The 22,971-nt window shown below is 45.6% G+C and carries 20 protein-coding genes and 1 tRNA gene; 11 read left to right on the forward strand and 10 right to left on the reverse strand.

Annotated features, from left to right (window positions below):
* The first annotated feature begins 104 nt into the window (after positions 1–104).
* Positions 105–512, forward strand: coding sequence for a DUF5329 family protein (locus ACFS7Z_RS06955; protein WP_377482720.1), 408 nt, complete (start codon positions 105–107; stop codon positions 510–512).
* A gap of 77 nt (positions 513–589) precedes the next feature.
* Positions 590–994 (forward strand): SpoIIAA family protein, encoded by a 405-nt coding sequence (locus ACFS7Z_RS06960; RefSeq protein ID WP_377482722.1) that lies wholly within the window; start codon positions 590–592, stop codon positions 992–994.
* Positions 995–1,132: 138 nt separating this feature from the next.
* On the opposite strand, the gene ACFS7Z_RS06965 is transcribed toward ACFS7Z_RS06960, so the two are convergent.
* Together ACFS7Z_RS06965 and ACFS7Z_RS06970 are read right to left on the reverse strand one after the other, a co-directional pair.
* Complete coding sequence (locus ACFS7Z_RS06965) at positions 1,133–1,276, reverse strand: hypothetical protein (RefSeq protein ID WP_377482724.1); 144 nt, start codon at positions 1,274–1,276, stop codon at positions 1,133–1,135.
* A 65-nt stretch (positions 1,277–1,341) separates the two neighbouring features.
* Positions 1,342–2,208, reverse strand: a complete 867-nt coding sequence (locus tag ACFS7Z_RS06970; protein ID WP_377482726.1) for a sugar phosphate isomerase/epimerase family protein — start codon at positions 2,206–2,208, stop codon at positions 1,342–1,344.
* A gap of 267 nt (positions 2,209–2,475) precedes the next feature.
* Here ACFS7Z_RS06970 and ACFS7Z_RS06975 point away from each other — a divergent pair, with 267 nt between their 5' ends.
* Positions 2,476–5,976 (forward strand): ThuA domain-containing protein, encoded by a 3,501-nt coding sequence (locus tag ACFS7Z_RS06975; protein WP_377482728.1) that lies wholly within the window; start codon positions 2,476–2,478, stop codon positions 5,974–5,976.
* A 433-nt stretch (positions 5,977–6,409) separates the two neighbouring features.
* Here ACFS7Z_RS06975 and ACFS7Z_RS06980 read toward each other — a convergent pair whose 3' ends face one another.
* Positions 6,410–7,441 carry an isoaspartyl peptidase/L-asparaginase family protein gene (locus tag ACFS7Z_RS06980; RefSeq protein ID WP_377482729.1) on the reverse strand — a complete coding sequence of 344 codons (1,032 nt, stop codon included), beginning with the start codon at positions 7,439–7,441 and terminating at the stop codon, positions 6,410–6,412.
* 66 nt (positions 7,442–7,507) lie between these two features.
* On the opposite strand from ACFS7Z_RS06980, the gene ACFS7Z_RS06985 reads away from it, so the two are divergent.
* From ACFS7Z_RS06985 to ACFS7Z_RS06995, 3 genes are all read left to right on the forward strand, one after another.
* On the forward strand, positions 7,508–8,002 hold the full coding sequence (locus ACFS7Z_RS06985) for an NUDIX hydrolase (protein ID WP_377482731.1): 495 nt from the start codon (positions 7,508–7,510) through the stop codon (positions 8,000–8,002).
* An 11-nt stretch (positions 8,003–8,013) separates the two neighbouring features.
* Positions 8,014–8,571: a hypothetical protein gene (locus ACFS7Z_RS06990; RefSeq protein WP_377482733.1), complete on the forward strand. Its 558-nt coding sequence runs from the start codon at positions 8,014–8,016 to the stop codon at positions 8,569–8,571.
* 207 nt (positions 8,572–8,778) lie between these two features.
* The gene (locus ACFS7Z_RS06995) at positions 8,779–9,489 is read left to right on the forward strand and encodes an OmpA/MotB family protein (protein WP_377482735.1); all 711 of its coding nucleotides are present in this window, start codon (positions 8,779–8,781) and stop codon (positions 9,487–9,489) included.
* A 409-nt stretch (positions 9,490–9,898) separates the two neighbouring features.
* Here the strand turns inward: ACFS7Z_RS06995 and ACFS7Z_RS07000 are convergent, their stop codons facing one another.
* Together ACFS7Z_RS07000 and ACFS7Z_RS07005 are read right to left on the reverse strand one after the other, a co-directional pair.
* Positions 9,899–10,411, reverse strand: coding sequence for a DUF6141 family protein (locus tag ACFS7Z_RS07000; RefSeq protein ID WP_377482737.1), 513 nt, complete (start codon positions 10,409–10,411; stop codon positions 9,899–9,901).
* Positions 10,412–10,612: 201 nt separating this feature from the next.
* Positions 10,613–11,752, reverse strand: a complete 1,140-nt coding sequence (locus ACFS7Z_RS07005; protein WP_377482740.1) for a cystathionine gamma-synthase — start codon at positions 11,750–11,752, stop codon at positions 10,613–10,615.
* A gap of 179 nt (positions 11,753–11,931) precedes the next feature.
* On the opposite strand from ACFS7Z_RS07005, the gene ACFS7Z_RS07010 reads away from it, so the two are divergent.
* From ACFS7Z_RS07010 to ACFS7Z_RS07020, 3 genes are all read left to right on the forward strand, one after another.
* Complete coding sequence (locus ACFS7Z_RS07010) at positions 11,932–12,651, forward strand: TVP38/TMEM64 family protein (protein WP_377482742.1); 720 nt, start codon at positions 11,932–11,934, stop codon at positions 12,649–12,651.
* Between the two features lie 72 nt (positions 12,652–12,723).
* A tRNA-Arg gene (locus tag ACFS7Z_RS07015) sits at positions 12,724–12,797 on the forward strand.
* 118 nt (positions 12,798–12,915) lie between these two features.
* A complete protein-coding gene (locus ACFS7Z_RS07020; protein WP_377482743.1) occupies positions 12,916–13,467 on the forward strand; it encodes a hypothetical protein in 552 nt (183 codons plus the stop codon).
* A gap of 51 nt (positions 13,468–13,518) precedes the next feature.
* Here the strand turns inward: ACFS7Z_RS07020 and ACFS7Z_RS07025 are convergent, their stop codons facing one another.
* The 5 genes from ACFS7Z_RS07025 to ACFS7Z_RS07045 all read right to left on the reverse strand — a co-directional run bounded on the left by ACFS7Z_RS07025 (position 13,519) and on the right by ACFS7Z_RS07045 (position 21,064).
* On the reverse strand, positions 13,519–14,208 hold the full coding sequence (locus tag ACFS7Z_RS07025) for a hypothetical protein (RefSeq protein ID WP_377482745.1): 690 nt from the start codon (positions 14,206–14,208) through the stop codon (positions 13,519–13,521).
* Between the two features lie 125 nt (positions 14,209–14,333).
* The gene (locus tag ACFS7Z_RS07030; RefSeq protein WP_377482747.1) at positions 14,334–17,477 is read right to left on the reverse strand and encodes a type I restriction endonuclease subunit R; all 3,144 of its coding nucleotides are present in this window, start codon (positions 17,475–17,477) and stop codon (positions 14,334–14,336) included.
* A complete protein-coding gene (locus ACFS7Z_RS07035; RefSeq protein ID WP_377482750.1) occupies positions 17,474–18,670 on the reverse strand; it encodes a restriction endonuclease subunit S in 1,197 nt (398 codons plus the stop codon). The genes ACFS7Z_RS07030 and ACFS7Z_RS07035 overlap by 4 nt, the downstream gene beginning before the upstream one ends.
* Positions 18,633–20,207, reverse strand: coding sequence for a type I restriction-modification system subunit M (locus tag ACFS7Z_RS07040; RefSeq protein WP_377482752.1), 1,575 nt, complete (start codon positions 20,205–20,207; stop codon positions 18,633–18,635). Before ACFS7Z_RS07040 ends, ACFS7Z_RS07035 begins: the two co-directional genes overlap by 38 nt.
* Before the next feature lie 83 nt (positions 20,208–20,290).
* The gene (locus ACFS7Z_RS07045; protein WP_377482754.1) at positions 20,291–21,064 is read right to left on the reverse strand and encodes a hypothetical protein; all 774 of its coding nucleotides are present in this window, start codon (positions 21,062–21,064) and stop codon (positions 20,291–20,293) included.
* Positions 21,065–21,774: 710 nt separating this feature from the next.
* On the opposite strand from ACFS7Z_RS07045, the gene ACFS7Z_RS07050 reads away from it, so the two are divergent.
* A complete protein-coding gene (locus ACFS7Z_RS07050; RefSeq protein ID WP_377482756.1) occupies positions 21,775–22,569 on the forward strand; it encodes a hypothetical protein in 795 nt (264 codons plus the stop codon).
* A 61-nt stretch (positions 22,570–22,630) separates the two neighbouring features.
* The gene (locus ACFS7Z_RS07055) at positions 22,631–22,969 is read left to right on the forward strand and encodes a helix-turn-helix domain-containing protein (protein WP_377482758.1); all 339 of its coding nucleotides are present in this window, start codon (positions 22,631–22,633) and stop codon (positions 22,967–22,969) included.
* Positions 22,970–22,971: the final 2 nt, after the last annotated feature.

Genomic DNA, 22,971 nt, shown 5'->3' on the forward strand with positions numbered 1-22,971 from the left:
AAATTTGAAAACCTTAACGACAAAAAATTAATATAAGTGCAGCAAAGGTGCTAATAATTAAGCGTGTTACGTACAATATAATTACATATTTGAGGAATAAAAAAATGAAGATACAGGTAATGTTAGGGACAGTGCTTTTAACATCGTTTCTTTCTGCTCAGGCTGCACCCGGGGGCGCGGCAAACCCAATAGAAACTGTATGCAGCAGCACTGTAGCCGAACTTACAGAGGTCCAGAAAGTAGAGCGACTGATTGAATTTGTCCGTGGGCTGGAGGGAGCCACTTTTATCCGGAACGGCACCGAGCACAATTGCCAGGAAGCTGCAAATCACCTGCAGGCCAAATGGGAAAAGCATAAGGACAAAATAGGCAGCGCCAAGGATTTTATAACAGAGCTTGCCTCCGCATCTGGTATGACCGGAGAAGCCTATAAAATCAAATTCCCGGACGGCACCATTGCCGAAACAAAAGAAGTGCTGATGAAAGAACTGGAACGGATAGAGCAACAATAGCCTGCTGCTTTTATCAAACGTGTCCTGTTGCTGCCACGTATGAAAAGTATAGTCTGATAAGCTCAATATCTATTGCTATGCTACAACTACTAGAAGAGTCACAGGAAAATCTGGTTGCCTTCCGTATTTCCGGAAATGTCGACAAAAGCGACTACAATGTCATGCTCCCGGTGCTGGAGGAAAAAATTCAGCAGCACGGAAAAATCAAAGTATATGCCGAGGTCCAGGATGTTCAGAACTATAGCCTGCGTGCCCTGTACGAAGACATCAAGTTTGACCTGAAGCATGCCTCTGACTTCAGCAAAGCGGCCATTGTTGGCGACCGCGAGTGGATAGACTGGTTAGCAACAGCAGCACGCCCCTTCACGACCGCCGAAATAAAGTATTTTGACTTTAGCCAGCGCGAGGCCGCCTGGGAATGGGTTCATGATGGGACTCCACCTGCAGGTGCCAGAGCGCAAAGCCCGCAATCACCTGCCTAAGCACTCTGAATAGTAAAAGGTGTGTTTATGGAAACTGGCACATGTTATAGACAGTGAAAGTTAAAGAGCAGCAGGAAATATCATCCTGCTGCTCTTTAACTTTCACTGCCGTTGTTGGTCTTTCACCAACAACTAAAATTAACTGGCACCTTCGCTTGCTGGTGAAAACATGCAGCAATGGCGGCCGTTTAGCAGCCAGCACACATTAACCTCGTCAAACAGAAAAGCTGATTCTACTTCATCGGCACCGGCATTTGCTCTAACTTCTATTCTGATACTCATATTCCCAGCAGGCTTGTACGGGCGAAAAAATTGGAGCAACAGCTAGCATAAAGCCATCCCCTGTTTTACTTCTTCAGGCTTTTCAGGTAAGCCATTGTTTTGGGTACCTGCGTAATCACGCGGGGGCTTTCGTCCTCAATAAAGTAGTGCTTGATACCCACTTTCTTCGCTGCCTTCAGTATTGCCGGAATATCCAGTTGCCCCTCTCCCAGCGCTACATCGTTCTCAACTGGTGTATTCCCGGTAAAATCGCCTTTTACGCCTTTTTTCAGGTCTTTCAGGTGCATGGTAGTCCAGCGGTCAGGGTACTTCAGGAGCAATTTGGCAGGGTCTTGTCCGCCATGGTAGGCCCACAGAATGTCCATGGTGAACGATACGTATTCAGGATCAGTGTTTTGGGCGATGTAATCGAAGAGGGTGCCGTTCTGGTAGGGCTTCATTTCGTAGCCGTGCGTGTGGTAGTTAAAAGTGAGGCCGTTTTCCTGCAACACCTTGCCCACACGGTTGAAGTCGGCCGCTGCTTTCTGAGCGTCTTCTAGTTTAAAGTTATTCTTCTCATGCGGTATCCAGGCCACCTGCACATACTTCGCTCCTAAGGCTTTCGCTTTACGAGCCACTTCCTGCGGGTCTTTCATCAGTTCCTCGTATCCTACTCCCACAGACGGCGCTTTCATACCGCGGGCATCCAGCATCTGCCGGAATGCCTCCGGCTCCAGGTTATAAGGATTCACACCCACCTCTATTTCTGTTATACCCAACGCCCTGATCGTATCCAGCGTAGCCTCCACTCCTTTCGGAAAACTATAGCGATAGGTGTAGGCCGCCATACCAGGAGTCTGCGGAAAGAGCGGTTTGCCTTTCTGGGCGAGCACGCTGCTATAGCCAGAGAGCAGGAGGCACATCAGGCTCATGATAAAGGTTAGTTTTCTCATATACGTGTTAACAAAAGTTATTAGCAAAGAGCTTCTGTACTTATGATGTTTGCCGATGATGCTACGCAAACATGCATTTGTTTTGTTATTAAGTTCCAGCGGGACTGCTGCGCGCTTGTGCCAGCAACCTGAAATACAGGCCCTACACCAAGTATAACGAAACCGCCTTTAATCAGCAACTAATCCCGAGCTTTCTGTGCCTTTTGTATCATTCTTTTCTATCTTGTGATTGCGTACTCACATTAAACTGAACCATACTTCCCATTCATGACACATTTGCAACAGGCATCGCGGCGTTTGCTTCGCTTTCTGTGCCTTTCAGGTATCACCCTGGGCGCTTATGCCTGCCTTAACCCAAAACAACAAGTTTCAGAAGAGGCGGCCACTCCACGCGTGCTGGTTTTCTCAAAAACTAAAGGATGGAAACATACCTCTATTCCCCATGGTATTGCTGCCTTTCAGAAGATGGCACAGGAGAACGGCTTTCGGGTGGATACAACTAAGAACGCTGCTTACTTTGTAGATGACAGCCTTCGGAATTACCAGGCAGTTGTCTTCCTGAGCACTACCGGTAATGTGCTGAACCCGGAACAGGAGGCAGCCTTCGAACGCTACATACAGGCAGGCGGCGGCTACATGGGCATTCACGCAGCGGCAGACACCGAATACGACTGGCCCTGGTACGACAAGCTGATGGGTGCGCACTTCTCGAGCCACCCGCTGAACCCCGGCGAACGCAAGGCTACCGTGGAAGTCCTGGACAAGAACCATCCCGCTACGGCAGGTTTGCCAGACCATTGGGAGCGCACCGACGAGTGGTACAGCTACAAATCCTTCTATCCTGGTCTGAAGGTGCTGGCTAACCTTGACGAAAACACCTATGAGGGCGGAACCAACGGGGCAAACCACCCTATTGCCTGGTACCACGCGTTTGACGGCGGCCGTGCGTTCTATACCGGTGGCGGCCATATGGATGAGAGCTATAGTGACCCGCTTTTTGTAAAGCATTTACTCGGTGGTTTGCAGTATACCATGGGTGATGGCAAACCTTTGGATTACACCAAGTCTTATGCAAAGGTGGTACCGGAGCAGAACCGTTTCGTGAAAACCGTTTTGGTGAACGACCTAAATGTACCTATGGAACTGGCCGTGTCGGATAATGGGCGGATTTTCTATTCAGAACTGAGCGGCAACCTTTTCATGTATGACACCAAAACTGGTCAGAACAAACTGCTGCATCAGTTTCCGGTGGTAAGGAAAGGCGGCACTGGTTTGATCGGCGTAACGTTGGACCCGAACTTTGCTTCAAACAGTTTTATTTACCTATACTATTCTCCGCCAAAGGCCGCAGAGCCTTATCTCTTCAACCTCTCCCGCTTTAAAGTGAAGGATGATAACACACTGGACTTGGCTTCGGAGAAAGTGCTGCTGCAGGTGCCGGTGCAGGAGAACAGCGGCTCCCACCATGGCGGCTCGCTGGCTTGGGACAAGGACGGCAACCTCTACCTTTCCACCGGCGATAGCACCACGCCTTTCCCTTCGGATGGCTATGCACCGGTAGACGAGCGCCCGGGCAAAGAGTACTATAGCATGGATGCGCAACGCGCTGCCTCCAACACGAATGATTTAAAAGGTAAAATCCTGCGTATTCATCCGGAACCCGATGGCACCTACACTATCCCGGAAGGTAACCTGTTCCCGAAAGGAATGGAGAAAACACGGCCGGAGATTTACGTGATGGGTACGCGCAATCCTTACCGTATTGCTGTCAACCCGAAAACCTCTGTGCTGTATTGGGGAGAGATAGGTCCGGACGCCGGTAAAGACAGCATCCAGGGACCGAGAGGGTATGACGAGTTTAACCAGGCGAAGAAGTCGGGTAATTATGGCTGGCCTTACTTTATAGGTAACAACTACGCCTACTCAGAATGGGACTTTGCCACCAAAACGGCTGGTCCGCTCCACGACCCGAAAGCGCCTGTAAACAACTCTCCTAACAACACCGGGCTCACCAATCTGCCACCTGCCACGCCCGCTATGATATGGTACCCTTACGCCGCCTCAAAAGAGTTCCCGGAGTTGGGTGTGGGCGGAAGAAGCGCCATGGCCGGAGCCTTTTATACGTTTGACCCGAGTTCTACCTCAACTAACAAGTTCCCGGAATACTACGACGGTAGCCTATTCCTGATGGAATGGATGCGCAACTGGGTAATGGCGGTGCGGTTTGATGAGAACGAGAACTACCTGCGAAGCGAGCCCTTTATGACGGCTAACGGTGACTTCCGGCGCCCTATCGACATGGCGTTTGGCAAAGACGGCGTAATGTACATGCTGGAATATGGCTCCGTTTATGGAGCTGATAACGATGATGCACGCCTAGTGAAGATTGAGTATAACAGGGGAAACCGTGCACCCATCGCTAAGGCCACTGTAACAGATTCGGCTGCCGTAGCGGATATTAATAAGCGCGTGTTCCTGACTTCAGAGCGGGACCTGCCGGAGATACGTGAGGCAATAGGCCAGGCCCCGTTGCGTGTATTGTTCAGCAGCCGTGGTACCCGCGACTTTGACGAGGATGACAAACTGACGTATGAGTGGCAGTTTGATGGCAAAACCGTCGGCTCCACAAAACCGAACCCTACGTACACGTACACTCAAAACGGCATCTACAATGCCATTCTGCGAGTATCCGACTCACAAGGTTTGGTAGACGCAGATACAATTGAAGTAAGAGTAGGCAATGCCAAGCCGGTTGTCACTATCAGCACGCCTGGCAACAAATCTTTCTTCTGGGAAAATAAGCCGCTGCAGTATGCTGTGGCAGTCTCTGATAAAGAAGACGGTAAAATCGACCCAAAGAAGGTGAAGGTGTACTTCAACTATAACCCGCAGCAGGGTGCTAAACCAGCTGCTCCTGTAATGGGGCACCAGGCAACAACCACTGCATCTTTCTCTCTTGGCGAAAGCCTGATTGCCGGCAGCGACTGCAAAGCCTGCCATACCATTGATAAAGTCTCCGTTGGTCCGTCTTATATGGACGTAGCCAAACGTTATAAAACGAAGGATGGCGCGGTAGAAGCCTTGGCAAAAAAGATAATTGAAGGCGGGGGCGGTAACTGGGGCAAAACCTATGTGATGAGCGCCCATCCGCAACTAACACAGCAGGATGCACAGGAGATAGTAAAGTATATTTTCTCACTGACCGATAAGAGGAAAGAGCAGACCGCATTGTCATTAGAAGGAAAGTTGTCTTTCAAGGAGCATAAAGCAGATGAGCCAGCAGGCAGGTACACCCTGGCAGCTATCTACACCGATAACGGCGGCAAGGAAGTTGGCCCGCTCACAAACTCAGAGGTGCTCACCCTGCGAAATGCCAAGGTAAAAACTGCCTTTGCCGATGCCCATGTTGGTTTCCCGAGGTGGGGCAACAGCCTGAGTCAGGGCGATCATAAATCCTACATCCTGCTCCGCAACATTGACCTGACTGGTATCCAGCAGTTCACGTATGAGTATGCTTCTTTAGACAGGGATGGTGAAATTGAAGTTCGCATCGACTCTCAGGGCGGTCCCGTTATCAGCAGAACGCCTTATAAAGCCACCGGCTCCTGGGATAAGTCTAACAAAGTAACAGGCGACGTTACCACGCCAACCACCGGGAAACATGATGTCTACTTTATAGTAGTAAAGCCTGATAAGCCGAACAATGACATCATCTCCCTAAGGACAATAGAGTTTAAAGAGGGAGCGTCTGCTGTACAGAATCCGTAAGTTGGTTTTGTTTCACTCTTCGAAAGCAAGGCTGAAATAATGCCTGTTACTGAACAATTTCCTCCTGCCCTTGCTGGTGCTTTCATCAGCAAGTATAAGTGCGCAAGGTCATCGAAAGGACAAAGTTATAGTGCCTGTTACTGATAAGTACTACTGATGCCCTTGCTGTGTGTTTTCACCAGCAAGTAAAAAGGCCGTAGGGGCATAAAGCATATGTAAACAAAGTAATTGTCATTCTGTTAAGAAACTTGGTAGATAGGAGGTTAAGCTTTCGCTACTGGCCCACAAGATCCTTTACAGGATGACAAAATATAGAATGAATCCGCCTCGCCTTCAAAGGGGAACATCCGCAAACACTGGCGATAATTCCTGTAAACGAGAAGAGGACCTGTGCGTTCACAGGTCCTCTTCTCGTTTGAAACATCAAATACTGTTAGTCTTTATAAACTGCTACTTCTGACTTGCCTTTCTTGATGTAGCCGCGGTACATACCTGCTGAGTTGAATGGCATGGCCACGTTGCCGTCTTTGTCTACGGCTATCACGCCGCCTTCTCCACCCCGCTCTACCAACTTCTTCATCACTACCTCATCGGCAGCTTTCTTGAGCGGCAATTTCTTGTAGTCCATCAACGAGGCAATGTCGTGGGCTACTACTGAACGGATAAAGTACTCACCATGGCCGGTTGCAGATACAGCACAGGTATTGTTATCGGCATAGGTTCCCGCCCCGATAATCGGCACATCGCCTACGCGGCCGTAGCGTTTATTTGTCATGCCGCCTGTAGAGGTGGCCGCTGCCAGGTTGCCATAAGCATCCAGCGCTACAGCACCTACGGTACCAAACTTCTGGCCTTCGATAAAGATGTTCTCCGTACTGCCGGTTCCACCATTATGGTCCAGTTGGGTTTTCTCTTTGTCCCTGATTTGCTGCAATTGGTTGAAGCGGGTTTCGGTATGGAAGTAAGAAGGGGCTACAAGCTCCAGTCCTTTCTCTTTTGCAAATTTCTCTGCTCCGTTGCCAATCATCATCACGTGCTCCGACTGCTCCATAACCGCACGGGCAGCGCTGATAGGGTTTCGGATGGTTGTTACGCTGGCTATGGCACCCGCTTTTAGAGTCTTGCCATCCATGATGGCAGCGTCCAGTTCGTTCTTGCCCTCGTTGGTGAAAACGGCGCCTTTACCAGCATTAAACAGCGGCGAGTCTTCCATCACCCGCACGGTGGCTTCTACGGCATCCAGGCTACTGCCTCCTTTTTCCAGGATGGCGTAGCCTGTTTTGAGCGCCTCATTTAGTTTCTCCTTATAGGCCTTCTCCTTTTCAGGTGTCATGTTGTCGCGCGTAATCGTACCGGCACCGCCATGTATCACCAAGGTAATCTTATTGTAGTCGGGCTTAGACTGTGCCAGGCCCACGAAACCAGCCAGCAGGAACAGGCACAGGAAGTATAATTTTTTATTCATGATGTATGTAAAGTGAAAAGAAAACACAATGAGGCAGCCTATAAGCCGCTTTTAAAATTAGCGTAATTGCGTGAGAAAGTAAAAACGCGACGCGGCACTATTAAATTCCTTTTCACCAAAAGCAGGTTTACGTTTTCCGGTATCAGCCCTTATCTTCGCATCATGACGTTGATAGACAAGCTGGCCTGGATAGAGATTCAGGACAGGAAAATACTGAGCACCCGCAGCAAGGGCAAGGACACCTACTATATACCGGGTGGCAAGCGCGAAGCCGGTGAAACAGACCACCAGACACTTATCCGGGAAATTGAGGAAGAACTGACCGTGCAGCTCCAGCCGGATACGCTGGAATTCATCCAGGTATTCCAGGCACAGGCACACGGGCATGCCGCCGGAATCGAAGTAAAAATGCAGTGCTACAAAGGTCTTTACAGCGGCACCATTACGGCCAGCTCCGAAATAGAAGAAGTTGCCTGGCTCACTTACCAGGAAAGGGACCAGGTATCGCCAGTAGACAAGTTTATCTTCGACTGGCTCAAACAGCAGGACCTTATTGATTGACGAAGCAAAACATGCCGCTCCTCCTCCGCCTGAAGCATTGGCAGGCTTTTCTGCTGCTATTTGTACTGCCTTTCCTGCTACAGTTTGGCCTGCCTGAGTTATTTAGTGCTGTCGGTGTAGATTTGCACTGGGCAACAGCTTTACTTCTTGATGCGCTGCCTTCTGCCACGTATATGCTTTGGATGTGGCGTGTGGCACTGCACCTGTACCGTCGGTTGCCGGTGCAGGTAAAGATTAGCCCTGTGTACCTGCACCTGGGAGCTTTGTATTTTGTGCTGTACACGCTGCTGTTCGTTTATACACTGAGCCTTGTGAAAGAGAGTGTGCTGGAAGGAAACTTCCCCTACGGCATGCTGTTGCTCCTTGCGCCGATGCACCTGCTGGCCACCTTCTGCTTTCTGTACATTGTGTACTTTGCGGCAAGATCGCTGGTGAGCGTGGAGCAACAGCAGGTAGTATCTGCCGGGGCGTTTACGGGTGCTTACCTGCAGTTCCTGTTCCTGCCCATTGGCATCTGGTTTCTACAGCCCCGGCTGAATAAGCTACCTTCAACGCCTGTAGCATTATAAACCGCTATGCTTTCACTGTCAGAACATCATAATATTTTTATCTAAAAATATTCTCTGCATAAAATATTCTATATAACCTGCCGTTTATAAGCGAGAATGGCGGAAAGATTTCATATTTTTGCAGCGATTGTTTCGACTGCCCCTGATATTTTGCCATATTTGCAACGCTTCTAATAAACCTAAACAACCAACAATTAACTACTTAACATGAAATTCAATTTTTCAAAAGCCTCCCTTTCGTTAGTGCTGTGCGCATCACTAATGGCATCTTGCGTATCATCCAAGAAGTACGAAGACCTTCAGGCAAGCAAAGAAGCGCTCGAGCGCGAGCAGGCAGCCTCCAAGCAAAGAGTAGACGAGCTTTCTGCTTCTCTGAAAGAGCGTGAGCAAAAGCTTGCGGAGATGGAGCGTGCCATGAATGAGCAGCAAAAAATCCTGGATAACCTGAAAAACGAGGTGAACGCTGCACTGCAAGGCTTTAACCAGGGCGACCTGAGCGTGAACGTGAAAGACGGTAAAGTATATGTTTCTATGTCGGACAAGCTTCTGTTCCCTACTGGTAGCACAAAAGTAAACCCGGGTGGCAAGAGAGCAATTGACCAACTGGTAGATGTGCTGAAGAAAAACCAGCAAGTGGACGTAATGGTAGAAGGCCACACAGATGACGTAAGTGTAGCAGGCGGCATGAAGTACATGTCTGACAACTGGGACCTGAGTGTACTGCGTGCCACAGAAATTACCCGTATGATGACACAGAAAGGCCTTTCTCCTGATAGAGTTACCCCAGCCGGTCGTTCTTACTACATGCCAGTGGACACAGGCCGTTCTGCTGAGGCAAAAGCGAAAAACCGCCGTACAGAAATCATCCTGACGCCAGACTTCTCTGAGATCTACAAAATTATAGGTATTCAGTCTTAATTTAGATCTAACCGATAGCAAAAAGCCGGTGCTCCTTTAAGGGGCACCGGCTTTTTTATTGAGCTGATCGATGATTGCTTATAAGTTATAGAAACTGCTAGTACGGAAGTTATAGGGTATACCTTTTTGAAACTCAATTAAGATTCAACTAAAGTAGCCAAAACAGAAAACAACCATGCAACCAACGCTCAGCGAACAAAAGAACCAAACTCCCCGCCTTGGGCAAGGAGGAGTCGGGGGTGGTTTGACCCGGTAACTGAGATACGGGAACAAGTATATCCCTGGCAGTCTGTTTACAAACAAAGACATCCGAAAACAGCAGTTGGTTAATCAGAAATAAAAGCCACTCCTAACCCCTCCGAGTAGGGGTGGCTTCTTTAGCCTCATCTAATGTTATCTACAACAATCCTCACCTTTTCATTTCCTTCGCCTGCCGGATAGCCTCAAATAGTTCATCCGCATTCTGGGAGCCGATGAGCAGCGGCTTTCGGTTGTAGAAGTGCAGTTGCACACCCTCGTTGCCTGACATGTTATAGGCCTTGCCCCTCAAACTCCACCGGATGCCCCAGCCCCCGTAGTCGCGGATGGGATGGTAGGTGATGCGTGCATAGTCCCGGACCGTATGCAGCGGTATACGCTTTGGACTTAGGTGGAAGGGCCAGAAACGCACCTGCAACTCCCCCGGCTGTACCAGCGTTGTGAGCCGCATGCTGTAGAAAAAAACAGGAAAGCCTATGCCCATCACAATGAAAAGCACAATAACCTGCACATCAGAAATTGGGTTATTGGCAAAACCGCCATCGAGCACTATCTGAGACACAAAGCCTGCCCAGAAGATACTGGCTACCACCAGCACCACTACCCACAGCCAGAACTGGGTGAAGCGCTGTCGTTCCCTGAAGAGTATGTTTTGCTCTGTCATTATCAGACGTTATATATTAGACGTTGGACCTGGCTTTTGTTTCAGTTTCTACGGGTGAGCGCCAGTAGTAAGTTTACAAATTGAAGAATCAAACCATGCATCAGCTATAAAATAAAACCGCATGCTATTGCAGCATGCGGTTTATCATAATATCAGGAAAAGAATCTAACGTCTACTATCTAGCGTCTAAAGTCTAACCCACTAACGCAGCGCCTGCTCTAGGTCGCTCAGCAGGTCTTCTATGTCTTCCACGCCTACGCTCAGGCGAATCAACGACTCGCTTAAGCCGGCTTTCATACGCTCCTCACGCGGAATGCTGGCGTGCGTCATACTGGCCGGGTGCCCACAAAGTGACTCGACACCTCCTAATGACTCCGCCAGTGTGAAGAACTTGAACTTCTCCAGCACACTAATCGCATCCTCTACCTTATCGCCTTTCAGCACAAAAGACACCATGCCACCGAAATCGCGCATCTGCTCCTGTGCTACTTTATGGTTTTTGTGCTCCTCGAAACCAGGCCAGAACACCTTCTCTACCTTCACATGGCCTTTCAGGAATTCCGCTACCTGGCGTCCGTTCTGGCAGTGGCGCTCCATGCGCAGGTGCAGCGTTTTCAGGCCGCGCAGTACCAGGAAGCAGTCCTGAGGGCCTGGTGTAGCGCCGCAGGAGTTCTGGATAAAGGCCAGCTGCTGGTGCAGGTCATCATCCTTCACCACAATCGCGCCCATCACCACATCAGAGTGGCCGCCCATATACTTCGTCAGGGAGTGCATTACTATGTCAGCGCCCAGGTCAAGGGGTGTTTGCAGGTATGGCGTGGCAAAGGTATTGTCGGCTACCACCAGCAGTTTGTGTTTTTTGGCAATCTCAGCGCAGCCTTTTATGTCGATGATGTTCAGCAGCGGGTTTGTTGGCGTCTCCACCCAAATCATGCGCGTGTTCTCGTTCACCAGCGACTCCACTTTTGTCAGGTCGCCCATGTCGGTGAAGTGAAACTTGATGCCATAGTTCTGGAAAACCTTGGTAAAAATGCGGTAGCTGCCCCCGTAAAGGTCGTTGGTGGAGATAACCTCATCGCCGGGCTTCAGCATTTTAATGATGGCATCCACAGCCGCCATTCCCGAAGAAAAGCAAAGACCGTGATTGCCGTTCTCCAGTGCCGCCAGTGCATTCTGCAGCTGGGTGCGGGTGGGGTTGTGGGTGCGGGAGTATTCGTAGCCTTTGTGGTCGCCGGGTGAGCGTTGCACGTAGGTGGATGTCTGGTAAATGGGCGTCATAATAGCGCCTGTAGTCGGGTCTGGCTCTACGCCAGCATGTATGGCTTTTGTTCCGAATTTCATATTCAAAGTATGGTTTTAGACTGATCGGTAGGCTGCAAGTTAAAAAAATAAAGGCAGAAGAAAGAATGGCCGCACATACTGTTGCTTCACTCCCACAAACAGCACTTTTTAAACCGCTAAAATCTTTTGTCCTTTGTATTTCGTCTATTTAGTAACGAAACCAACACAAAAACGGCCTCATGAAGAGACTCCCCATTATACGCACCTTTATTCGTGAGAACGCTTCTACGTTTGTTTCTATGCTCCTGCTGGTGGTGGTGCCGGTGGTGGTAAGCTCTACACTGGCCGTAGTGCTGTACAATTACCAAGACCTGCTCACAGACCTGTCGTGGGTGGAGATGCTGCTTTACTTTACTGTTATATCCGTAACGATGGCGCTCGCCCTAACGCCGACTACCTTTGTAGCGCTGGTGAGCGGGTTTTACCTGGGCTGGAGTGGTTTTACCGGTATTGTGGTGTCCTATGGCATTGCTGCGCTGATAGGCTACAGCCTCGCCAGGATTATAGACCATGGCAAAATGATGAGCTTCCTGAACCGCTTCGAGAAAGCCCGCATCCTCATGCAGGAGCTGCGCAACCAGAGCTGGAGCCTCATCATCCTCACACGCATTTCGCCGGTACTGCCTTTCGCGCTCATGAACTTCGTGCTTTCGCTGCTGCAGGTAGACCGGCAGCGGTTTATTATAGCCAGCATCATCGGGATGCTCCCGCGTACCCTGTTCTTTTTCTGGATAGGTACGCAGGCCCGCGACATTGTTTCAGTGCTGCAGGACCCTGATGCCGGCGCCGGCGGGCAAATCCTGTTGATTTCCCTGATTGTCATTTCCATAGGCGGTTTATACTTCCTTTTCGACAGGGCTCTGAAGCGCGCGCTGCGGAAAGCAGCTGAAAAAAGTTAACGAAATCTTGCCCCAGAACTTGCGTATAAGGGAAAAAGACCTTTACTTTGCACCATCATCACAGAACAAAACGGTCACGTAGCTCAACTGGATAGAGCATCTGACTACGAATCAGAAGGTTAGGGGTTCGACTCCCTTCGCGACCACTTGAAAATCAGCCACTTACGAGTAAAATCGTTAAGTGGCTTTTTTTATTTGCATACAATTTGCATACAAAGGCTATCAAAGAACCGAATAAAACCTTTACCTAACCAACGAAAAAAAATGCTACACCCAGTACTACTTTATTTAAACCAGTTTCAAGACAATCTCTTTCATAATCTCTCTCAAGCTAATAATGTGGATGTCAAAAGCACTTCATTATCTGATTTGGAAGACTTGGAGTCTGAAGGTTTTATATATATCATAAACAAGCCCACTGTTTTTATTGAGTTCACTGACTCGCCTGTAGACGAGCAAGTAGAAGTTCAATTAACCGATGAAGGTAGAAACTATATAAGAACCCGAATGAACCAACTTGAATTATCAAGTGCGATAAGGGGGCATCAGGTTCTTGTGCTGGAGTTTACAGATTCTGAATTAAGGCGAAAGGAGCAATTTGAGCCATATATACATGGCATGGAAAACAATAGGCAGTTTATTTGGGGCAGGCTACGTCAGCAAGGAGTAGAATACCAAATTTGGTTAGACACCATTAGTAACTTCAACTCTTCAGCTGCCCAGTTTAGAATTGACGGAGAAATCTACTATAACCGGCCAAATACTGTAACTGTTATTTCTAAAGCAAAAGGAATCGTTGTTAAAGATGCTCTTTAGTATCATAAGGTTGTGAGGCCTTTTACCCTAAACATAAAGGGCCTCACAAGCTCAATTTGCTATAAGGAAATAGTCGGAAATATCCTTTAATGTCATACCTGCAATTGTTGATACAGAACTAACTGCACTTAAGCCGTCAAACATCCCTTTCAATAATCTCTTTATTACACTCAGGTTAACTCTTTCTTCCTTTGCAATTAATGCCTGCTCGCTTAAGAATTTCAGATTATCCAAGTATTCATTTTTATCATGATACTCTATTTCAACAGCCTCTTCAATCGCTTTAGAAAGCTCTAAAATACTGGCAGATACGTTCGTAGCTCCTTCTGACTCTAACTGTTGTGTATTTGTGATTATAGAGTCCCTAATTTCACCAAAATTTAAAACAGAGTTTGAGCCATTAATTGACAGGCTACCGATATAGGTACCAAACACCCGCTGCACGCCTTCGTTCTCAGTCAGCTTCTTTACCTGCTCTATCTCCTGATTTGCAAAGTATAGGACCTTTTCACACATAATATCAGTATGACACTTCTCAGGATTGCTACAATTTGGGTGGTGTTCATCATAGCGCTTCTGAACTAGCGTTATCAAGTGATTCAAAAACATCAACTTGTCTGCTGGGCTGTAGTAATGACTTAGTTTACTATTAAGGTCTAACCTGAAATCGGTATTAGAATACTGTATTCTTACAGCTGCATGTGCTAAATTTTCGGCTACTTTTAAAATTACTCTGCTCATGGTTACCCGGTAACACGCTTTAAAAAAATATTAAGAAAATATGGACCTCTCTGTTGAGACACAGCCAGGAAGAAGGGGTAATTGATTTTCGAAGGGTGGGGGTGCCCCCTTTGCTATATCCAGCTCTACACCGACTGATACTTCTTGAAGTTCTCAGCCTGCTCGAATATCTCTTTGAATACTTCGTCTTTTGTTATCGGAGGGTAGTCATTCATAGCCAAGAGCACTATCAAGTCTGCCTTCAATTCCGCTTTGATGTCATCGCGTTGGCTCCAGTCTGTATACTTAGCTTTATCGTCTACTACCTTCTTCACCTCCTTTGCAAGGTGTATCAACTTCTCTTCAGGGTAGGTGAAATCGTACCTGATAGCGATAGCCTTTAGAATATCATAGAAGGCCTTTTCTTCGAAGTCTATACCCATATCTTGGAAGGAGTCTTTCTCCTTTTTCAGGCTGTAGTACAGGTCTATGATTTCATCAGTAAAGTCTTCGAGCACCTCACTTTGCAACACATCATGCTCTTTGCGCTCGTTGTATTTATCTACCAGCGTCTTCAGCTTCTTTGAGAAATCGACACCTTTGGCGCGGTTCACTTTCTTGAACTCTTCTATAGCCTTTGCCAGTAACTGTTGCAGGAGTTTTAGCTTTGTGTTAGGTAGTTTAATCTTGCTGATTTTATTCAGGTAGTCTTCATCGAATATATCGATTTTGCTATTTTTATCATCTCCCAGCTTGAAAATCTCCTCTACACCGTCACTTTGAATAGCCTCTTTTATCATCTCGCGGACCTTCGCGTTCATTTGTGCTGTGTCAGGCGCGTCCCCTTTCGTGAGCTTAAACACTATAGAGCGTACAGCCATGTAAAAATGGATATAATCGCGCTCTAACGGCGTAAACTCCTCGCTGCCACAACTTATATCATACGCGGCCTTTAAGCGCCTCACAAAGCCCATAAAGCGCTTCTCTAAGTCCTGTGTCAGCTGCACATTTTCAGCGGCTTTGTTCAGGCATTCCAGCTGTTCCAGTGGGTGCCCTGAAAAGTAAGGTGCAGCGTCAAACTTATGGAACAGTTTAGCGAGCAAATCCAAGTGATCTTTTACTACTACTACTGATTGAGCAATGTCTTCGAAGTTGGTGCCATCTACTTTAGAGAACTTGTTCAGCGCCAAGTTCATTTGCTTCTTGATACCGATGTAGTCCACTACAAGACCTTTTTGCTTGCCTTCAAAATTGCGGTTTACACGGGAAATGGTCTGTATCAGATTATGTTGCTGTATGGGCTTATCAATATAGATAGTATCCAGGAACGGCACATCGAAACCAGTGAGCCACATATCGACTACAATGGCAATTTTGAAATTAGACTTAGCATTTTTAAACTGACGGTCCAGCTCCTTCCGGTATTCCTTGGAGCCCAATAGGTCATAGAGCTCTTTCTTATCATCCTTGCCACGGGTCATAATCATTTTGATTCGCTCCATGGGCTTGATTTCCTTTTGCTCCTTTTCGGTCAGTTCAGCACCATCTTCGCTGGTTTTCACTTCAGTCCATTCAGGACGTAAGGCAATGATTTCCTGATAAAGGTTGTAGGCAATCGGGCGGCTACTGCATACTATCATAGCCTTACCTTTCACGGTAGCCCCTTCTGATACTCGTTTCTCGTAGTGGTTAACAAAATCCTGTGCCACGGCACGAATACGGTCGGGGTCCCCAATGATGGCGTTCATCTGCGCTGTCGCTCTCTTGCTTTCCTCTATCTGATATTCGTTAGCTCCTTCTTCAGAACAGCGGGCATAGTACGCTTCAATCTCTTTGAGCTTGCTGTTATCAAGTAATACTTTGGCGGCACGTCCTTCATACACGATTCTAACCGTAATTTCGTCTTTCACGGATTCCGTCATAGTGTAGGCATCCACTACGCCCCCGAATACTTCTAACGTAGCATCTATCGGAGTACCAGTAAAGCCCACATAGGTGGCATTTGGGAGTGAGTCGTATAGATACTTGGCAAAGCCGTAGGTACGCTCTACCCCTCTCTCTGTAATCTTTATCTTTTGCTCCCGGTTCACTTGGCTTCTGTGGGCCTCGTCTGATATACAGATAACATTGGTCCTATCTGTGAGCAAGTTTATATCCTCTGTAAACTTATGAATGGTAGTTAGGAATACGCCGCCGCTATTTCTGCCTTGCAGCAACTCCCTCAAATGCTCCCTTGACTCTACACTGATAACGGTGTTATCCCCAATGTACTTCTTGGCGTTGGTAAATTGGCCTGAAAGCTGGTCATCTAAGTCAGTACGGTCGGTAATCAGTACGATGGTAGGATTTGAGAAATACTCACTCCTCATTAACAGACGGGTCAGGAAAAGCATTGTAAAACTCTTCCCACAGCCTGTAGCCCCGAAATAGGTACCTCCTTTACCGTCACCTTGCGGACGTTGGTGCAGCTTTATATTCTCAAATAGTTTGCGGGCCGCGTAGTACTGTGGGTAACGGCATACAATCTTCTCGTTTTTCTTGGAGCTGTCAGGCAGGTAAATAAAATTCTGTATAATATCACGCAGGCGGTGCCTGTTTAGCATACCCTTTACTAAGGTATAAAGCGAGCCTATGCCGTCTGCCTCTTTCTCAAGGCCTTCTGTTTTACGCCATGCATAGTAATACTCGTAAGGGGCAAATAAAGAACCAGCCTTATTGTTTACGCCATCGCTGATGATACAAAAGGCATTGTATTTAAAAAGCTCAGGAATATCGCGGCTATAGCGAACAGTAAGCTGTATATAGGCATCGTGAATAGAACAGTTATCGCTTATTGCGCTCTTAAACTCGAGCACGACTAAAGGCAATCCGTTTATATAAAGAATACCGTCAGGAATACGCTTTTCGTAGCCTTGTATCTCAAGCTGATTGACTATTTTGTATATGTTATTATCCTGCTCAGAATAATCTATAAGCTGAATAAACAGGTCTTTAATGTTACGGTCTTCCCGTTTAAAGATAAAGCCATCAGACACCCGCTGCATAATGGCTTTGTTACTTTCATATAGGTCGAAAGCAGAGTAGTTCTCCAGCTCTTTTATGATTGCATTCACTTCAGAAAGAGTCAACCCATCGGCTGCATAGTGCTCCAGCAAGAAAGCTGTTAAATCTTCTTTAAAAAGGACCTCCGCAGCATCACGCTCTATCAGTTGACCTGAAAGATGGGGAATATCTTCTACTGCTAATAGCTCAATAAAGGCCTGCTCTAATTTCTGTTCAGTGAATTTCATAATACTTCTGCTTTCTCGACATTTGCAGCCTTTGAAATCTTAGATAACAGAAGAACTGAGAGATTTTGCAATGTGTTGTTTTGCTCTTCCATCAAGAATTTTGTGCTGAAAAGTGTTGTCATAACTTTCGCGAATGAATCTTGTAATTCTTTTGAAGGTACAGCACTAATTAAATCATAGAAATCATCACGACTTGTAGAAGGGATGGCTGAACCTGACTCAAGTTCATCTAAATTCAGATGAAGAATTTCATAGTATGCCCACTTTAAATTCAGCTCCACTTTAGGGAGAAGAAAAAATGCAGTATCTATAACGTAAAAAGGAAGGTTTGAAAAATGCACACCTCGATATACACCTTTTCTACCAATAATTATACCTTCAGAATCTACAAGTGGGCGAGTAGTCCAACCAACCTGACCATTTGTTCCATACACAGGAACTCCACCCTTACCATTCTGATAACTCCTTAATCCTTTCCCATATTCTAATGATGAGATTTTGCCCCACTTACAGGCTTTCCAACCTTTAGGAATCTCTTTATCCAACTCAGAATTGTAAAGCATTTCACCTCCACTTGACTTATAAGGTTGACCATTTTCATCAGGAAACTCAAAGTCTACAAACCATTGCTTATATATTGACTGAGCGGTTTCTTCAAGCTTTTGGATTAGTTGCTCGTTTAACTTAATATGGTTAACTATAATGTTATATTCCTTTACAATCTCCCGTTGCTCGTCAATATGTGGAACAGGAAGCTGCATTTCACACAGAGAGTCCCAGCTAAAGCCCCCTCTTACACTGTTGTCTGTGGTAAACCATACATTTCTATCAAACTCTGACCTTCTACACCACATCATCAAATATTCAGGCAGCAGCTCCCCCTCATCAATTACTTCAAAAACAGTGTAGGCGGGAGATACTATCACTCTCTCATCTGCCTGTAACAAACTTATTGGCAGCACCTCGTCACGGCCAACGTGCATCGGATTGTAGGCAAACTGGCCTCTCTCAACAATTTTATACTTTGTTAAGTCAGTACCATTTGTGTTTGCTACTGAAGGCATAACTTCCTTATTGATGTTTATACCTTTCAGCAAGGATACAGATAAGCCCTCATTACGTGTATTAACCTGCTTTATGTATTTACCGAGTGGCTTATAGTTCGATTGCATATCCAAGTTCTTTGAAAACATTCAGCAAATCGTTTTTAGATTGTGCTTCGGCACGAAGCAGGTCTGTAAATTCAATTTTTAGCTGTGCCATTTTTTCATCAAAGTCTATATTCTCATCGCGGTTGATGAACTCAATGTACTTACTTGGCACAAGAGAGTAATCCTTAGCTTGCACATCCTCAATGCTTGCAGAATAACAGAACTCCGCTACATCAGAATAATCCGTTTCAAAACTGTTTTGCTGCCAAGTATGAAACGTATAAGCTACCTTTTGCACCTCCTCAGTTGAGAGCTGAATGAACTTCTTCTCAAATGGAACACCCAGCCTGCGTAAATCCATAAAAAGGATTTCATCTTGACGGTCACGGTAGTTTTTAACCACACCGTTCTGCTCAATAATTCGGGCCTGCTTATTGTTGTTCAAAATCCAAAGGGTAACACTAATATCAGTGGTATAGAACATTCGCATTGGTAGCACCAAGATGGCTTCCACTAATCGATTCTCAATCAGCTTTCTGCGAATCTTGTACTCCTCACCACCACCTGAAAGGGCACCATTAGCCAGGATAAAACCAGCTACACCGTTTGCAGATAGCTTAGATACCATATTCAGAATCCAGCCATAGTTAGCGTTTCCCGTTGGTGGCACATCATACCCACGCCAACGCGGGTCATCTGTCAGTTCATTGGGGCCTCTCCAATCCTTTTGGTTAAAAGGGGGGTTAGCCATAATAAAATCAGCTTTCAGGTCAGGGTGTTGGTCACGGCCGAATGTATCGGCTGGCACCGCTCCCATGTTAGCAGAAATACCCCGTATAGCCAAGTTCATTTTTGCCAGCTTGTAGGTTGTCGCTGTCTGCTCTTGCCCGTAAATAGATACCTCTTTCTTATTGCCGTGATGGCTCTCTATAAACTTGATAGATTGCACAAACATACCACCCGAACCACAGGCAGGGTCATAGATGATACCTTTGTAAGGTTCAATCATTTCAGCTATCAGGTTTACTATACTTTTTGGCGTGTAGAATTCGCCCTTACCCTTTCCTTCTGCCAAGGCAAACTTACCTAAGAAGTATTCATACACTCGACCTACAACATCCTGCTGTTGGTCCTTTAGCGTGTCAATGTTATTAATAGTGTCTACTAAGGCTGCCAGCTTACTCGGCTCCATGTTCAGCCTTGAGAAGTAGTTATCAGGAAGGGCACCTTTTAGCGTAGGGTTCTTTTTCTCTATGGTTGTTAAGGCTGTATCAATGATGATGGCTAAATCATTTTGTTTTGCTTTGCTTATGATATAGCTCCAACGGGTTTCTTCAGGCAAAAAGAAAACGCTATCCTTTGCGTAGAACTCGGTCATCTCGGCAAATTGCTCCAGCCCCTTCTCTATTAATTTCTCCTTGTGATTTTCAAACTTGTCGCTGGCAAACTTCAGGAATATCAAGCTCAATACTACGTGCTTATATTCTGAAGATTCAACGGTGCCCCTTAGTTTATTGGCAGAATCCCACAAGGTCTCTTCCATGCTCTTTTGCTTCTTCGCTGCTGTCTTCTTAGCCATGAATATGTTGTAACTTTAATGTTTATGTAAATATAGGAATGTCTTATATGGAAGGAACTATAAAAATACAGTGCATATTGGTTCTACTGGTTATAATGATCCCAAGCATCATCATCTTCTTCAAAAGCTTCCCTATATGCCATTTCTTCCCAACTGTCATAGCCATAGGCTTCAGGCCCACTTTCTCGGTAACCCTCCTCCCTATCATCCGGCTCTGATGATAGCTTATTTAATTTCTCCCGGTTAATTTCCTTTACTTTCTCCTGAAACTGGTAAGCCTCTCTGTTGATGCACGGGGCATATTCGAATATACCCTCCCCTTTTCTTATGACAGTAAAACCTTTAAAGGCAGCAACCTTGCTCTCCTCCAACAAAGCAAGTTCTTCTGCTGGAATACAGAAACTGCCAACATTATGAATACACCAAGAAATATATTGCGGGTCTCCTCCTATTATATGTTCATTGCCCTTGGTCTTATTGAACTCTATAAGAGAATGGAAGCCCCCTATCTCAGTGCCCAATCTGATATTGCCTATAGTCAGATAACTTTGCAGGTCATCTTCAAGATTATAGCTGATTGGCACACAAATAAGCTCAGGATCGTCAGTACCGCGAGTAGCCTCGCTTTCAATGTAAATATAAGCCTTGATTTCACTTTCAGTCACTATGAATTCATCTGTAAATTCAAGTTTTAAACAGTTGATAGCTCTTTCATAGTGATGTCTTGCTTTTGTATTCAATAGGTGGTTTACATATTCCCTCAGTAAACATCTATCTATATTTAAAGTGCCTTGGTAAACATCTATCAACCTTAACCCCTTATATTTACCAAATTCGAACCTGTCGTTAATATTCATTGATCTTTTTTTAAGAGAGCATGTATGAACACTATTACCTATAAGGCAATATATAATATTAAAAATACAAAATAAAATAAGTTACTTAGCAAACAGAGCAGCAATCGCTGAATCTAAAAGTAGTAGCTACATGTGATGTTCTGTCTTACAACACGCAATGGGGAAGTGGTTGTTCTAAGGGTGGGGTTTGGCGCCGACGAAAAAACACCTTTTTTAACTTCTTATTTTAACTTCTTAAAAAAAAATGGCACAATTTTCAAATTTGGCATCTGACTCAAGCTGCTTTTTGCTGGTTCAGAGCTACCTCTTTCACCTTCCTATCAAGTTCGATAATTAGTGGACTTTCTAATCTCAAGTAGAGGGCTTCTGCGACAGATTTCAACTACACCCTCATCCATGTTGCATTCTGATGATTCCATCTCTCTAATTGCCTTCTGAGGTTAATAATCTGCTTGACCACTCGAGCGCCCCTAATGCTTCTACACCTTTAAGTAATATGTAGATTATAAATTCTTTAGGAGTCCGAATTATTCCTATGTATAAGGCAGGAATTGGGGAAATATTTCTAAGAGGTCAGAGGGGTAGGGGCACCAATTTATTTATGTACTACTATATACGGTGTAGATTTCTACCTCCGCTTTAATATTTTTAATTATCAGTAAATTTGGTGTGACATCAAAAGCGACAATAGAGCCTGTAAATAAAGTGAGATGAAGGATAGAACAAACCTAAAAGAATTTTTATTACTCGTAGAAGCAGGAGAACTTGATAGATTAGCCATATTAGAGTATGTGGACCAAGCTACAGGTAATTACAAGATGGACAGGCTCAAGGCACTTCTGGAGGAAGTACACTACTATACTTTGAACCGTAAGGATCAAGTAGAGGCAAGCTATTCTAACAGAATATTCGAATTGGAAGAGCAATACGTCCAGCAGGGAAAGGAGCTGCCTTTTAAAGCTATTAAATTTCCTAATGGTAGTGAGGAAAAAGTACCTGACACAGACAAATTATTGGACGGTGCCATAACTTGGGATTTATACCCATTATATGAACTTCAGAGAGAAATAATAGCCAAGATAAAAGAGGTAGCACAATATAAAGTACACCAGCAGCAAATAATTACAGAACAGCAACATAAAATCCCCGCTACAGTTACAGAGTTTGACTTTTATTATCTCTTAACAGATGAGGGGAAAAAAATATATCCTATCATACTAGAGCTGTACACAAGTGTAAAACGCAAGAAAGAATATTCAATAATGCTAATCGTATTGAATGAGCTGGGGTATCTAATTGATAAGCATTTTACAGGACAAGAAGAGTTACAGCGAGCCCTTAAAACTACCTTCAAAAATGTTGGCACAAGGCAGCTTCTGTATAAATATATTAGCAACTACAGTGAATCAAACGCAAGTGCACTTGAACGTCAAGAGGTAGTTCGTCACAAACAAAGATTGCTCGATGCTATAAAGAAAAACAGTAGCAAACCCATCTGCAAATAATTAGCAAATTTTGCAAATACACTCTTTCAGACATTTGTACCGAATCAAATGAAAGAGGCGTATGACAGAAAATCCATTTACAGTTATCGAGAAACGTATAGAGCGATTAGAATCTATACTACTGAGAATCGAAGAGCAACTCGATCAAACAGATAAGCAACAATTCACCGGAAGTTTAATGACTATCAAGGAGGCTTCTGCTTTCCTTAACTTATCGAGTGCTACAATTTATAGTAAAACCCGCAACAGAGAAATCCCACACTCTAAAAGAGGAAAAAGGCTATACTTCTCTCAGAAGGAACTTGCCGATTGGGTGAGAGAAGGTTACCAGAGAACTCAGGCTGAAATTGAGACTGATGCATCTGTATTTATGAGGGTCAGCAGAAGAAGAGCTTCCTAATT

It is taken from the genome of Pontibacter toksunensis (assembly GCF_042686245.1).
GTDB lineage: Bacteria > Bacteroidota > Bacteroidia > Cytophagales > Hymenobacteraceae > Pontibacter > Pontibacter toksunensis.

Coding starts and splice junctions, on each gene's coding strand:
- ACFS7Z_RS06955 (WP_377482720.1), top strand. CDS start 105: ATGAAGATACAGGTAATGTTAGGGACAGTGCTTTTAACATCGTTTCTT.
- ACFS7Z_RS06960 (WP_377482722.1), top strand. CDS start 590: ATGCTACAACTACTAGAAGAGTCACAGGAAAATCTGGTTGCCTTCCGT.
- ACFS7Z_RS06965 (WP_377482724.1), bottom strand. CDS start 1,276: ATGAGTATCAGAATAGAAGTTAGAGCAAATGCCGGTGCCGATGAAGTA.
- ACFS7Z_RS06970 (WP_377482726.1), bottom strand. CDS start 2,208: ATGAGAAAACTAACCTTTATCATGAGCCTGATGTGCCTCCTGCTCTCT.
- ACFS7Z_RS06975 (WP_377482728.1), top strand. CDS start 2,476: ATGACACATTTGCAACAGGCATCGCGGCGTTTGCTTCGCTTTCTGTGC.
- ACFS7Z_RS06980 (WP_377482729.1), bottom strand. CDS start 7,441: ATGAATAAAAAATTATACTTCCTGTGCCTGTTCCTGCTGGCTGGTTTC.
- ACFS7Z_RS06990 (WP_377482733.1), top strand. CDS start 8,014: ATGCCGCTCCTCCTCCGCCTGAAGCATTGGCAGGCTTTTCTGCTGCTA.
- ACFS7Z_RS06995 (WP_377482735.1), top strand. CDS start 8,779: ATGAAATTCAATTTTTCAAAAGCCTCCCTTTCGTTAGTGCTGTGCGCA.
- ACFS7Z_RS07000 (WP_377482737.1), bottom strand. CDS start 10,411: ATGACAGAGCAAAACATACTCTTCAGGGAACGACAGCGCTTCACCCAG.
- ACFS7Z_RS07005 (WP_377482740.1), bottom strand. CDS start 11,752: ATGAAATTCGGAACAAAAGCCATACATGCTGGCGTAGAGCCAGACCCG.
- ACFS7Z_RS07010 (WP_377482742.1), top strand. CDS start 11,932: ATGAAGAGACTCCCCATTATACGCACCTTTATTCGTGAGAACGCTTCT.
- ACFS7Z_RS07020 (WP_377482743.1), top strand. CDS start 12,916: ATGCTACACCCAGTACTACTTTATTTAAACCAGTTTCAAGACAATCTC.
- ACFS7Z_RS07025 (WP_377482745.1), bottom strand. CDS start 14,208: ATGAGCAGAGTAATTTTAAAAGTAGCCGAAAATTTAGCACATGCAGCT.
- ACFS7Z_RS07030 (WP_377482747.1), bottom strand. CDS start 17,477: ATGAAATTCACTGAACAGAAATTAGAGCAGGCCTTTATTGAGCTATTA.
- ACFS7Z_RS07035 (WP_377482750.1), bottom strand. CDS start 18,670: ATGTTTTCAAAGAACTTGGATATGCAATCGAACTATAAGCCACTCGGT.
- ACFS7Z_RS07040 (WP_377482752.1), bottom strand. CDS start 20,207: ATGGCTAAGAAGACAGCAGCGAAGAAGCAAAAGAGCATGGAAGAGACC.
- ACFS7Z_RS07045 (WP_377482754.1), bottom strand. CDS start 21,064: ATGAATATTAACGACAGGTTCGAATTTGGTAAATATAAGGGGTTAAGG.
- ACFS7Z_RS07050 (WP_377482756.1), top strand. CDS start 21,775: ATGAAGGATAGAACAAACCTAAAAGAATTTTTATTACTCGTAGAAGCA.
- ACFS7Z_RS07055 (WP_377482758.1), top strand. CDS start 22,631: ATGACAGAAAATCCATTTACAGTTATCGAGAAACGTATAGAGCGATTA.